The organism is Candidatus Methylomirabilota bacterium, from assembly GCA_036001065.1.
Lineage (GTDB): Bacteria > Methylomirabilota > Methylomirabilia > Rokubacteriales > CSP1-6 > MNEF01.
Map to the genome: position 1 here is coordinate 19,233 of DASYUQ010000184.1, position 12,395 is coordinate 31,627.

The window sequence follows — 12,395 nt, forward strand, 5'->3', positions numbered from 1 at the left end:
GCGCCGGCCGGAGCCGCTGCTCGACCACGAGCCCGGCGGCGTCGGTCCCGTGTCGGTGAGGCCACCTCACACGCGGCGCCGCTGACACGCGGCGGGAACGGGTCTCGCACGCCCTCTACCCGCCCGTGCCCGGCGACACCGCTTCCAGCAGCAGGCCATGGAGGTAGCGGGTCTCGGGGACGGTCAGGAGTACGGGGTGGTCGGCGCCCTGGGTCAGCGCATCCACGACGCGCGCCATCACCCCGGCGTCCGAGGCCGCGTCCCGGCAGATCTCCTCGAAGAGCGCCGCCGAGATGTGATGGGAGCAGCAGAAGGTCGCCAGGAGGCCCCCCGGCTCCAGCAGCCGCATGGCGCGCAGGTTGATCTCTTTGTAGCCGCGGGCGGCGGCCTCCAGCGCCTGGCGACCCCGCGCGAAGGGCGGCGGGTCGAGCACGACGACGCCGAAGCGGGCGCCCGCCCGCTCCAGCCGGCGGAGCTCGTCGAAGGCGTTGGCGGCGACGATCTCCGCGCGCTCGGCGACGCCGTTGAGCGCAAAGTTGTCGCGGGCGGCGGCGATCGCCTCCGGCGAGGACTCGATGCAGAGGGCGCGCCGTGCGCCGCCCACGAGGGCGTGGCAGGCGAAGGCCGCGGTGTAGCAGAAGGCGTCGAGCACGTCGCGGCCGCGGGCGAGGGCGCCGAGGCGGATATGGTTGTCCTGCTGATCGAGGTAGAGGCCGGTCTTGTGGCCCTCGCCGAAGATGACCCCCAGCCGGACCGTCGCCTCCTCGATCACGATGCGTGCTGGCCCGACTCGATCGAACCAGCCGCGCGCGGGCTCGAAACCCTCCAGGCGCGCCGGCGCGGGCTCGTCGGCGGAGAAGACAGGTAGGTCGCCGGTCCCGGCGCGAAGCGCCGCCACCAGCTCGGGCCGGCGCGTGGCCATCCCCAGCGTCAGGCATTGAATGACGAGGGCGGGGCCGTACCGGTCGGCGACGAAGCCCGCCAGTCCGTCGGCCTCGCTCCAGACGAGCCTCCCCGCCGCGGAGAGCGCGCGGCCGCGGCCGGGGAGACCGAGCGCCGTCGCGATCTGCCGGCGGAAGAAGGCCGCGTCGAGGGGCTCGTCCCGCCAGGTCAGCAGGCGGCAGCAAAGCGCCGGGCGGGGGTTGTAGAGCCCGCGGCCGACGAAGCGGCCCCCGGCGTCCACCACGGTGACGGCGGCGCCGGGCGCGACGCCGCTGACGTCGGCGACGTCGCCCTTGAAGATCCACGGGTGCGCGCGGGCGCGCGCCTCGCGCCCCCGCTTGAGCCGGAGGATGGGCGTTCGCACCGCCCGGCCGGGGGCTACTTCTTCCGGAGGACGACGACCATCAGGAGGGGGTGCTTCGAGCGCTCGAGAATCTGGTGTCGCTTGAAGCCGAAGAACCACTGGACGAATTCGAAGCCGCCGGCCAGCGCGACCACCGCCCGTAGCTCCTGCGGGAAGACCATGCGGGACAGATGCGTCTGCCGGTACACCCGCCGGGTGCCGTTCTCGACCCCCTCCAGCGTCATGCGCTCGCGGAAGATCTGTGTCACCGGATCGACGTCGTGGAGGGCCGAAAAGGCGGCCCGCACGATGAGCCGACCCCGGCGCCGCGACCACGACCAGCTCCGGGCGGGGTTGGTCCACGACGACGCCATATAACGGTCGAAAACGTAGACGCCGCCCCGCTTGAGGGCCCGCGCCGCGCACCGCAGGTGGGCGATGAGCTGCTCGTTCGTCAGCAGATGGCCCTGCGAGTCCTGCATGCAGATAGCGGCGTCCACCGGGCGGGCCAGACGGAAATCGGTCATGTCGCCGGCGATCAGCTCGGTCGGGTGGCCCCGGGCCTGGACGCGCTCGCGCAGGAACTCGATGTTCTTGGGCGAGAGATCCAGGCCGACCATGCGGTACCCGTGCTCGGCCAGGCGGATCAGGTGGGGGCCGGTGCCACAGGCGATGTCGAGCACCCGGCGCACCGGACGGCGGGCATACCGCCTGAAGCAGTGGACGAGGAAATCGACCTCGGCCTTGCGGTTCAGGTCGAAGGCGATCTCGTAGAGCCGGGGCGCGCCGTACATCGTCAGCGGGCGTCAGCCCACCAGGTGAGCAGGGCCTCGCGGATCACCCAAGAGGCGGCGATCCCCGTCCGTCCGGTGGGATCCCACGCGTGCGCCACCTCCACCAGGTCCCCGCCGATGACGGGGCAGGCGCCGAGCAGGCGGACGATGTCGATCAGCTCGGCGACCCGGAGGCCGCAGGGCTCGGGCGAGCCGGTGCCCGGCGCCTCGGAGGGGTCGAGCACGTCCACGTCGATCGTGACGTAGAGCGGGTGGCCGTGCAGCTCCGGCAGCAGCCGCCGCACCACGTCCACCGGGTGGGCCTCGTGCGCCGGGTAGAAGTGGGGGCGCGGCTTCTCGAGCTCCTCGCGGCAACCCGTCCGCATCCCGACCTGGTACACGTGCTCCGGGGGCACCGCCTCCATCACCCGCGCCATGGCGGAGGCGTAGTTGTAGCGCTCGCCGAGGAACTCGTCGCGGGTATCGGGATGGGCGTCGAACTGGAGCACGCGGAGGTCGGGAAAGGCCGGAGCGAGGGCCTCGATCACCGGAACGGTCGCCGTGTGGTCGCCACCCAGCATGAAGGGGCGAAGCCCCGGCCGCCACCAGGCGGCGATCTCGGCGCGCGCCGCGTCGAGCTGCTCCCGCGGGGACGCGCTCCCGGGCAGCTCGCAGTCGCCGACGTCCGCCAGCGCGAGGTCCTCCATGTCGCGGCGGAGGACGGGGGAGTAGGTCTCGATGGAGTCCGAGGCCAGGCGGAGGTCGCGGGGCCCGCCGTCGGCGCCCTTGCGCAGGTTCACGCGCCCCTCGAAGGGGATGCCGTAGAGGACGATCCGGGCCTCGGAGAGAGGCCGGTGGCAGGCGATGAAGCGCGGCGAAACGGGCCGCATGGTTGCCGCAACCGCCGCGAGGCGCGCTAGACCAGGTCCTCTTCGGCGAGCAAGGTGATAGCGGCGAGCGCGCAGCCGGCGCGCTCCACCGTGTGCTCGACGGCGAGGACCTTCATCTCCCGGATCGGCTCACCCCGGACCCGGAACGCCTCGTCCAGCATGGCGCGGATGGCCCGCTCGGCCTCTTCGCGGGTCGTCTGCCCGTGGAACTCCATGATCACGCCGTTCTTGGCGGCATCGTCGGGCACGGCGTAGCCGACCGCCGCCGCGATCGTCTCGCCCGGCACCTCGCTCGTCACGGCGGCGTAGGCCGTGGGGACGAGGGCGCCCGGCTTGATCTTGGGCAGGTCGATCACCGGGACGTCGGGGGGAAGGATGCTGGAGATCTTGACGAGGTTGATGTTGCCGATGCCGGCCGCGAGAAGCGCGTTGTCGAAGGCGTTGAGGGGGGTGCCGCCTTCAGCGTGTCCCGCGGTCGCCGCCGCCATCACGACCGTCTTCCTCATCCGCTCGCTCCTCCTGTGGAGTTTGTGTCGCGCTACCTCCGCGTCTGCGCGCCCGCGCCGCGCGTCATCGTCACTCTACGGGCGTGGTGAGCGAATGCAAGAGAAAAGTTGTCCCGGAGGCGGCTCGAGCGGCTCCGGCGGGCGCTCGGTGAGGCGCTCGGAGCCCTTCGGAGGCGCTCGACGACCGTCGGCGAGCGCCCAAAACCGGTCGTCGGACCCCCGCCGACAGCGTTTTTTTCTTGCAATCGCCAAAACCGGACCCTACAGTGAATCAAATTCTAGCGGCAATGAGATTTTTCGCCGCGAAATAGCGACGGTTCGAGAGTCCGTCGCAGGAGACGTGCGGTAGATGAACGGACTGGAGAAAGGAGGGCCGCTGGATTGAACGCGTTGGGACGACACCTGCTTATCGAGTTGTTCGATTGCGACTCGGACGCCATCAACAACCTCGAAGCCGTCAAGGGCGCCCTCATCGAAGCGGCGAAGCGGGCACAGGCCACGATCGTTGATGTCGTCTTCCATGAGTTCAACCCCTTCGGGATCAGCGGCGTCGTCGTTATCGCCGAATCCCACCTTTCGATCCACACCTGGCCGGAATACCGGTACGCGGCCGTAGACATCTTCTCCTGCGGCGACACCCTTCAGCCGGAGATCGCCGCCAACTACCTCGTCGAGCAGTTCGGCGCCGAACGCACGTCGGTGGTGGAGATGCAGCGGGGCATGTTCCTCAACGCCACGGTCCCCATCGTCAACAAGGGCGCCGTCGCCGTCAGTTGATTACCCCGCAGTCCTACAAGTGGTTTTTCGAGACCACCACGCCCGTCGAGGGCCACATGCACGCCATCGTGCGCACGGTGGTGCAGGCCCAGACCAAGTTCCAGTTCGTGGAAATTCTAGAAACGGCCTCGTACGGCAAGACCCTGGTCCTCGACGGGCGGATGCAGTCCAGCCAGGCGGATGAGTTCATCTACCACGAGGCCCTGGTCCACCCCGGCCTGCTGGCCGTCGGGGGGCCCCCCGAGACCGCCCTGGTGATCGGCGGCGGGGAGGGCGCCACGCTGCGGGAAATGCTGAAATACCCCTCCATCAGACGCGCGGTCATGGTCGACATCGACGCCGAGGTGGTCGAGCTGTGCCGCCGCCACCTGCCGGAGATGCACCGCGGCGCGTTCGACGACCCGCGGACCGTGGTGCGGCACGAGGATGCCCGGGGGTACCTGGAGAGGACCAGCGACCGGTTCGACCTGATCATCAGCGACCTGGTCGAGCCGCTCGAGGAGGGTCCCGCCTGCCTGCTCTACAGCAAAGAGTTTTACAAGATCGTCCACGACCGCCTGACGCCGACCGGGACCTTCACCATGCAGGCCGGCATGACCAAGGTGGCCGATCTGGCGTTCTTCACCGCCATTCACCGGACGCTGCGGGAGGTCTTCCCCGTCGTCGCGGGCTACCAGAGTTTCATCTCCTGCTTCGGCACGCCCTGGGGCTTCATGCTCGCCTCGAAGAAGACCGACCCGCGGCGGCAGGATGCGGCCACCATCGATCGGCTCATCAACGAGCGCGTGAAGGGCAGCCTGGACTACTGGGACGGGCTCACCCACCAGCACGCGTTCGCGCTGCCCCGGCACATCCGGAAGGCGATCGACGCGGAGACTCGCGTCGTGACCGACGCGCGTCCGTTGATCGTCGCCTGACCGGGGGCGCGTGGGCGCGCCGCGAGGCCTCGGGCTCGTCCTCCTGGTGGTCGTCGCCGGCCTCGTCGTTGGCTCCCTCCTGGGCGAGCTGCTCGGCTACCTGCTTCCCTCCGGGTGGCTGCAGGACCTCCTGACGAAGGGGCCGACGATCGGCCTCACACCGCCCTCCACGCTCGATCTGCACCTGGTCTCGCTCACCCTGGGGTTCGCCTTCAAGGTGAACCTGGTCGGGGTCCTCGGGATCGTCATCTCCGCGCTCGCTCTTCGCCGGCTCTAGCCCGGGCCGCGCCGATGTGGGAGCACCAGGGCCCTGCTCGACCACGAGCCCGGCGGCGGGATTCGGTGATCGATGAGACCATCTCAAGCGCGGGAGCTGTCAGCGTGGAGGGACCGGGTCTCGCAGGGCCCTGCTGCTCCCACATCGGCGCGGCCCGGCTGCTCCGTGGAGGGAACGGGGCTCGACGGACCGACCGTCCCCGCAGCGGTGGACATCCGTCCCGGAGGCGGCGCGGAGGGCGGGGATGACCATCCCGAGGATCCCGACGGTGGTGCTGGCGTCGGCGTCGCCGCGGCGGCGCGAGCTGCTGCGGCGGCTCCATCCCGACTTCCGGGTCGTCCCGAGCGAGATCGAGGAGGCGCTCGAAGGCGAGGGGGGGCCCGGCGCCGTCGCCGCGCTCGCTCTCAGGAAGGCGCGCGCCGTCGCCGCCGGCCTGGCCGAGGGGATCGTGCTGGGGGCGGACACCGTGGTCGTCATCGATGGGGAGGCCCTCGGCAAGCCGGCCGGCGCCGAGCAGGCCCGCGCCATGCTCCGCCGCCTCCGGGGCCGAGCCCACCAGGTGATCACCGGCGTCGCCGTCGTGGACGCGCGGACGCGCCGGGCCGCCTCCACGGCAGTGGTGAGCGAGGTGTTGATGCGTTCCTACCCCGACGACGTCATCGAAGCCTACGTGGCCAGCGGCGAGCCCTTCGACAAGGCGGGGGGCTACGCCATCCAGGAGGTGGGCGCCCATCTGGTGGCGGGCTGGGTGGGCTCCTACAGCAACATCGTCGGGCTGCCGCTCGAGGCCACGCGCCGGCTGCTGGCCGAGTTCGGCATGGCCTTCAGTCCCGGGCCGACTCCCTCGCGCGCCTGAGGGGTCCGGTGTGAAGCATGTCCTCCGCGCGGGGAAGGTGGAGCGTGGCCGGCAGCGGCGTGTGGGCGCGGATGAGGGCGATGCTCTCCCGGAGCTGATCGGCCGACACCGAGCCGTCCGGCAGGTAGCCCCCCCGGGTCGTCTCCAGGCGGCGCTCGAACTCGTCCGGAGCGCCAACCACGTTTCGGGGCAGCCGGGCCGCGAGCGTGTCCGGGCTGGCCGTGGCCAGCAGCTGCTCGGCAGCGAGCACTGCCCGCGCGAAGGCGGTCAAGTCACGGTCGCGCGGCTGCCGGTCGGCGCGAACGAACACGGCGACGTTCACCGTGCTGACGCCGAGAGCGCGGCGGACGGCGTCGGGGCCGCGCAGATCGGCGAGCACGGTGGCGCGACCCTCACCGATGAGCCGGGTCGCGAACGGCTCCTGGACGAGACCGGCCTGGACGTCGCCGCTCTCGACCGCGCTCACCAGTCCGCGGACGCCCAGGCTCACGAGATCCACCTGCGTCACCCGGAGGCCGGCGCGGCCCAGCAGCGCGCTGAACCACGCGTGCTCGGGCGCGCCCGGTGCGGCGACGCCGACCCGCAGGCCGACCAGGTCGCCGATGGTCCGCACGGTGCCCCCCAGAGTCGTGCCCGCGAGCAGGGCGACCGGTGGGGCGGCGGTGAGGCCGAAGATCAAGCGCGGCCGCTGGTGCTCCATCCGGGGACCGAAGCGCAGCAGCGCCTCCAGCGACGTCGCGGCGAGGTCCGCCTGACCCTGGGTCAGGGCTTCCGCCGCCCCGACCTCGGCGCGCGTGGTCCTCAGCGTGACCGCCAGACCCTCACGGGCGAAGTAGCCCTCGGCGTTCGCCACCCGCAGGGGGAGGTATTCGGGTGACGTGGGGGGACCGCTCACGGCGACGGTCAGCGTCTGGAGCAGGAGAATGAGCCCCAGCACGACGTCAGCGCCTCGCGTGCGGCTGAGGCATCGGAGGATTCCCGGTCCGCCGGCCGATCCCGTGAAGGCGCGGCTCCTGCGCCTCTACCGGGCGCTCCTCGGGCGCTTCGGTCCCCAGCACTGGTGGCCGGGACGCACGCCGTACGAGGTCGCCGTTGGCGCCGTACTCACGCAGCACACCGCCTGGACCAACGCGGCGCGGGCGGTGGCCGCACTGCGCGCTCGGAGGCTCCTGCGGCCGGACCGCGTCGCAGCCATCTCCGAGCCGGCGCTGGCGCGGCTCATCCGCTCCGCCGGCACCTACCGGCTGAAGGCGCGGCGCCTGCGAGCGTTCACCTGCTGGTTGCTCGGACGGTTCGGCGGGCGCTGGGACCGGCTGCGGCGGGTGCCCCTGGTTCCACTGCGGCGGGATGTCCTGGCGGTGCCGGGGCTCGGGCCCGAGACGGCCGACGCGATCCTTCTCTATGCGGCGGGCCGGCCCGTGTTCGTGGCCGACGCTTACGCGCGCCGCGTGCTCGCGCGCCACCGGCTGCTGTCCGGACGCGCGGGCTACGAGCAGGGGCGGGCGTTCCTGGAAGCGCACCTGCCGTCCGACCCGGCCCTCTTCAACGAGTTTCACGCGCTGCTCGTCGCGGTCGGCAAGCAGTATTGCCGCGCGGTACCGCGCTGCGACAGCTGCCCGCTGAAATTCGACCTCCGCCGCCGGCCGCCAGCAGCGTAGCCGCGCTCGGGCCGGGGTGGGGGGCGCCCCTGTTCGACCACGCTGGCAACAGTGCGTTTCGTGCGTTCCATTCCCCACCATCTGCCACGTCGCCCTGAAACACGGGTCTCACAGGGGCGCCCCCACCCCGGCCCGAGCGCCGCCACAGCACCGGCGGAAACCACCGAGATCGGACGTCTGCGGGCGGGGCTCGCAGCGCGGCGCCGGGGTCAAGGCGCTTCCAGCAGCAGTCTCACGATCCTCTCGGCGGCGTCGGGGACGCCGACGGTACGGGCGTGCTCGCCCATCTCCTTGAGCGCCGCCGGGTCGGCGAGCAGGGCTCCCACGTGCTCGAGCAGCCGCCCCGGGGTGAGCGACGCCTGCGGTAGCACCGCGCACCCGCCGGCGCGCTCGACGTGGCGCGCGTTCGCCATCTGCTCGTCGCCGCTGGCGCCGGGCAGGGGGATATAGAGCGCCGGTACGCCGAGCTGGCAGCACTCGTTGACCGTGCCGGCCCCGGCGCGTCCGATCAGAAGCGATGTCGCGGCGTAGATCCCGGCGAGCTCCGTCCGCACGTAGGGGATCACCGTGTACCGGCGCGCCAGCGTCGCCGGCGAGGCGGCGCGTCGCTCTTCGAGCCACTGCCGGTCGCCGGTCGTCGGGTTGTCCCCGCACTGATGGATCACCTGCGCCCGCTGCAGCAGGGAAGCGAGGACCTGCCCGACGGTCCGGTTGATGCGCTGGGCACCCTGGGCGCCCCCGGTGACGTACACCAGTGGCAGCGCGGGATCGAGCCCGAATCTCGCGATCGCGTCGGCGCGCGAGCCTCCGCGCAGCTCCGGCCGGAGCGGATTGCCGGTGTGGACGACCTTGGAGGCGGGAAAGCCGCCCGTGAGGCCGGGGAACGTCACGGCGATGCGGCGCGCGAAGCGGGCGGCGATCCGGTTCGCCAGCCCCGGCACCGCCGTCTGCTCGTGCACGACGATCGGCACCCGGCGGAGCGACGCGGCCAGCACGACGGGCAGGGAGGCGAAACCCCCCGTGGCGAAGACCACCCGCGGTTGGAGGCGCCTGAGCAGGCGCCAGGCGGCGCCGACTCCGGCCGGCACGTTGAGCCCGAGGTCGATGACGTTCTGCCACGCCCAGTAGCGCCGGAGCTTGCCGGTGGGGATGGCGTAGTAGACAAGGCCGCGCTCCGGTACCAGCCGGGCCTCGACGCCCCCGCGGCTGCCGATCCACGCGCACGCGACGGCCCGTTCCCTGAGCAGCGCGGCCACGGCGAGGCCCGGGCTCGTGTGGCCGCCGGTGCCGCCCCCGGCGATGACGATCAAGGGGAATGCCCGCCCTTGTCCCGGTGGCGTTCGAGCGCGAGCTCGATCAGGCGGTTGATCAGGCTGACGTAATCGAGTCCCGAAGCCTCCCACATCCGCGCGTATGCGCTGGTCGCGGTGAATCCGGGGATCGTGTTGATCTCGTTGACGAGGACGCGGTCGCCCTCCAGGAAGAAGTCGACCCGGGCCATGCCGGCGCAGTCGATCGCCCGGAAGGCCGCGATGGCCAGCTCCTGAATGCGCCGGGTCAGCTCCGTCGAGACGGGGGCGGGGACGATGAGCCGCGCCTGACCCTCGGCGTACTTGGTGGCGTAGTCGTACCACTCGCCGTCGTAACGGACCTCGCCGGGCAGCGACGCGACCGGGGCCTCGTTGCCCAGCACGCTGACCTCGATCTCGCGCCCGTGCACGGCGCGCTCGACCAGGATCTTCCGGTCGTGGCGCGCCGCCTCGTCCAGCGCCGGCGCGAGCGCGGCGGCATCAGTGACCTTCGTGATGCCCACGCTGGAGCCGAGGTTGGACGGCTTGACGAAACAGGGAAAGCCGATGGTCTCGGCGACCCGGCGGGCGACGCCGGCCGGGTCCTCGCGCCATTGGCGGCGGAGCGCGACCAGGTATTCGACGACGGGGAGACCGTGGGCGCGAAAGACGGCCTTCATCGTCGCCTTGTCCATGCCGACCGCCGAGGCCAGCACGCCGGCGCCGGCGTACGGCAGGTCGGCCAGCTCGAAGAGTCCCTGGATCGTGCCGTCCTCGCCGTAGGGGCCGTGGAGCATGATGATCACCACGTCGAGCGCCTGACGCAGCTCGGCCGGCAACCCACCGGCCGGCTCCACGCGCGCCAGCGCCGTCTCGCTCGTGCCCACGCGCGCCTCGGCGCGATCGGCCAGGGCCTTCTTGACGTTGCCGGTGGCGTCGCCGGCGGGCAGCGCGATGCGCGCTTCCGCGGCCAGCGTCCGCAGCGGGTCGCCGCCGACGACCCAGCGCCCGTCGCGCGTGATCCCGATGGGCACGACGGTGTGGCCGCCGCGCTCGACCGCCGCGATGACGGATGCCGCCGAGGCCAGCGACACTTCGTGCTCGCCCGAGCGGCCGCCGAAGACCACGCCGACGCGCAACGCAGACATGCAGCGATTCTAGCAGGACGCCGGCGGAGAAAGGCGGATCCGGCCCGCGAGGATCCGCGGCGATCAGCTCGTCTGGAGCGCGATGAAGAACGCGCGGGCGATCAGGCCGGCCACCTGCTGCATCCACGGCAGCCACGCGTCCACCGTGAAGTAGGCCAGAACGGCGAAGCCGATCCAGAACAGCAGCGTGCCGACCACCTCCGGGAGCCGGATCAGCCTCTGGAGGAAGGCGCCCGCCGTGGCCGACGCGAACATGGGGACACAGGCCACCAGGCCGACGGCCACGGGGGTGAGCAGCAGGAAGGCAAAGACGATGAACAGGGCCTCACCGCGCCCCGTATCCCTGGTGAGGAGCTCGCGGTCGGATCGAGCGGCCAGGCGATCCAGCTCCTGATCGACGCGCCCCGTCGAGATCAGGCCGAAGTACGAGGCCAGGGCCAGCAGCGCGAGCACGAAGACGAACCACTGCGGCCACCGCCAGGACGTCACGCCGCGCACCGGTCCGCCCCCTTCCGGGCTACGCGCCCGGGCCTCGCCGCTGCGCGCGCCAGCGTCGCCACTCGGCGAGCCGGCGCGCCAGCTCCGCCTCCAGCCCGCGGCCGCTCGGCCGGTAGTATTCGCGCCCGCTCAGCGCGGGGGGAAGATGCTCCTGGTCGACCCGGGCATCCGGCGCATCGTGGGCGTACTGATAGTCGCGACCATAACCGAGATCCCTCATGAGCCCGGTCGGCGCGTTGCGGATGTGCAGCGGCACGGGCTCGGCGGGGCGCTCGGTGACGTCTTCCTTGGCGGCCTCGAAGGCGGTGTAGACGGCGTTGGACTTGGGCGCCAGCGCCAGGTACAGGGTCGCCTGAGCCAGCGCGAGCTCCCCCTCGGGCGAGCCCAGGAAGTCGTAGGCGTCCTTGGCGGCGAGCGCCAGCGTCAGCGCTGTGGGGTCGGCGTTGCCGACGTCCTCGGAGGCGAAGCGCACCAGCCGCCGCGCGAGGTAGAGCGGCTCCTCCCCGGACTCCAGCATGCGGGTCATCCAGTAGAGGGCGGCGTCGGGGTCGGAGTCCCGCAGCGATTTGTGGAGCGCGGAGATAAGGTTGAAGTGCTCCTCGCCCGCCTTGTCGTAGAGGAGCGTCTTCTTCTGCGCCGCCTCCTGAATGGCGCGCTCGGTGACCCGCGGCCGTCCACCCTCGCGAGAGGCCAGCGTCACCGCCAGCTCCAGGATGTTGAGCGCTCCCCGGGCGTCGCCGTTGGCCAGCCGGGCGATCAGCCGCAACGCCTCGTCGTCGACGTCGGGCGCGGCCCCGGCCAGCCCGCGCTCGGCGTCGCCGAGCGCGCGCTTGAGGATCGTGAGCAGGTGGTCTTCACCGAGCGCGTTCAGCACGTAGACGCGGCACCGCGAGAGCAGAGCCGCGTTGATCTCGAAGGACGGGTTCTCGGTGGTGGCCCCCACCAGCACGAGCGTGCCCTTCTCGACGTGGGGCAGGAACGCGTCCTGCTGCGCGCGATTGAAGCGGTGGATCTCGTCGACGAAGAGAATCGTGCGCCGGCCGCGCCGCGCGCGTTCGGCCTCCGCCTCGGCGACCACCTGGCGGATCTCCTTCACCCCCGACAGGACCGCGGAAAAGGCCATGAAGCGCGCGCCGGTGACCTGCGCCATCAGCGACGCCAGCGTGGTCTTGCCGGAACCCGGCGGCCCCCAGAGGATCATCGAGTGCAGCTCCCCGCGCTCGAGCGCGGTCCGCAGCACGTGCCCGGGGCCGAGCAGGTGCTCCTGACCCACCACCTCGTCGAGCGTGCGCGGGCGCATGCGATCGGCGAGCGGTGCCGCGGGCGACCGACTCCCGGGCGAGCGGGGTTCGGGGCCCCCAGGGTCGAAGAGACCCACGGCTAGTGCCGTTCCAACTTGTTGATACTAAATCTGTCCACGAACGACGTACACGGTGCCTTCCTAGGCGCGAATAGTTGGAACGGCACTAGTGCCGTTCCAACTTGTTGATACTAAATCTGTCCACGAACGACGTACACGGT

14 protein-coding genes are annotated in these 12,395 nt (G+C 71.6%); 5 read left to right on the forward strand and 9 right to left on the reverse strand.

Features of this window, described 5'->3' with window-relative positions:
* Positions 1-115: 115 nt before the first annotated feature.
* Genes VGV13_18075 through VGV13_18090 form a run of 4 tightly spaced genes read right to left on the reverse strand, consistent with a single transcriptional unit; the run spans position 116 to position 3,454 of the window.
* A complete protein-coding gene (locus tag VGV13_18075) occupies positions 116-1,306 on the reverse strand; it encodes a class I SAM-dependent rRNA methyltransferase (protein HEV8642999.1) in 1,191 nt (396 codons plus the stop codon).
* Between the two features lie 14 nt (positions 1,307-1,320).
* Complete coding sequence (locus VGV13_18080; protein ID HEV8643000.1) at positions 1,321-2,079, reverse strand: class I SAM-dependent methyltransferase; 759 nt, start codon at positions 2,077-2,079, stop codon at positions 1,321-1,323.
* A 2-nt stretch (positions 2,080-2,081) separates the two neighbouring features.
* Entirely contained in the window at positions 2,082-2,948 is an 867-nt protein-coding gene (speB, locus tag VGV13_18085; protein HEV8643001.1) for an agmatinase, read from the reverse strand.
* A 26-nt stretch (positions 2,949-2,974) separates the two neighbouring features.
* Positions 2,975-3,454: an arginine decarboxylase, pyruvoyl-dependent gene (locus tag VGV13_18090; protein ID HEV8643002.1), complete on the reverse strand. Its 480-nt coding sequence runs from the start codon at positions 3,452-3,454 to the stop codon at positions 2,975-2,977.
* 390 nt (positions 3,455-3,844) lie between these two features.
* Between VGV13_18090 and speD the strand changes: the two genes are divergently transcribed.
* The 4 genes from speD to VGV13_18110 all read left to right on the forward strand — a co-directional run bounded on the left by speD (position 3,845) and on the right by VGV13_18110 (position 6,281).
* Positions 3,845-4,231, forward strand: coding sequence for an adenosylmethionine decarboxylase (speD, locus tag VGV13_18095; GenBank protein ID HEV8643003.1), 387 nt, complete (start codon positions 3,845-3,847; stop codon positions 4,229-4,231).
* Positions 4,228-5,148 carry a polyamine aminopropyltransferase gene (speE, locus tag VGV13_18100; GenBank protein HEV8643004.1) on the forward strand — a complete coding sequence of 307 codons (921 nt, stop codon included), beginning with the start codon at positions 4,228-4,230 and terminating at the stop codon, positions 5,146-5,148. The genes speD and speE overlap by 4 nt, the downstream gene beginning before the upstream one ends.
* A 10-nt stretch (positions 5,149-5,158) precedes the next feature.
* Positions 5,159-5,425, forward strand: a complete 267-nt coding sequence (locus VGV13_18105; GenBank protein HEV8643005.1) for a DUF4321 domain-containing protein — start codon at positions 5,159-5,161, stop codon at positions 5,423-5,425.
* Between the two features lie 244 nt (positions 5,426-5,669).
* A complete protein-coding gene (locus VGV13_18110) occupies positions 5,670-6,281 on the forward strand; it encodes a Maf family protein (GenBank protein HEV8643006.1) in 612 nt (203 codons plus the stop codon).
* Here the strand turns inward: VGV13_18110 and VGV13_18115 are convergent.
* Positions 6,250-7,218, reverse strand: coding sequence for an ABC transporter substrate-binding protein (locus VGV13_18115; GenBank protein HEV8643007.1), 969 nt, complete (start codon positions 7,216-7,218; stop codon positions 6,250-6,252). The genes VGV13_18110 and VGV13_18115 overlap by 32 nt on opposite strands.
* On the opposite strand from VGV13_18115, the gene VGV13_18120 reads away from it, so the two are divergent.
* Positions 7,205-7,939 (forward strand): endonuclease III domain-containing protein, encoded by a 735-nt coding sequence (locus tag VGV13_18120; protein HEV8643008.1) that lies wholly within the window; start codon positions 7,205-7,207, stop codon positions 7,937-7,939. The two genes, VGV13_18115 and VGV13_18120, sit on opposite strands and share 14 nt — an antisense overlap.
* Before the next feature lie 209 nt (positions 7,940-8,148).
* On the opposite strand, the gene murG is transcribed toward VGV13_18120, so the two are convergent.
* The 4 genes from murG to VGV13_18140 form a co-directional block, all read right to left on the reverse strand.
* Entirely contained in the window at positions 8,149-9,249 is a 1,101-nt protein-coding gene (gene murG / locus VGV13_18125) for an undecaprenyldiphospho-muramoylpentapeptide beta-N-acetylglucosaminyltransferase (GenBank protein ID HEV8643009.1), read from the reverse strand.
* Positions 9,246-10,376, reverse strand: a complete 1,131-nt coding sequence (locus VGV13_18130) for a D-alanine--D-alanine ligase family protein (protein ID HEV8643010.1) — start codon at positions 10,374-10,376, stop codon at positions 9,246-9,248. The genes murG and VGV13_18130 overlap by 4 nt, the downstream gene beginning before the upstream one ends.
* Positions 10,377-10,439: 63 nt before the next feature.
* Positions 10,440-10,874, reverse strand: coding sequence for a hypothetical protein (locus VGV13_18135; GenBank protein HEV8643011.1), 435 nt, complete (start codon positions 10,872-10,874; stop codon positions 10,440-10,442).
* A 19-nt stretch (positions 10,875-10,893) separates the two neighbouring features.
* Positions 10,894-12,174 carry a replication-associated recombination protein A gene (locus VGV13_18140; GenBank protein HEV8643012.1) on the reverse strand — a complete coding sequence of 427 codons (1,281 nt, stop codon included), beginning with the start codon at positions 12,172-12,174 and terminating at the stop codon, positions 10,894-10,896.
* Between the last annotated feature and the right edge of the window lie 221 nt (positions 12,175-12,395).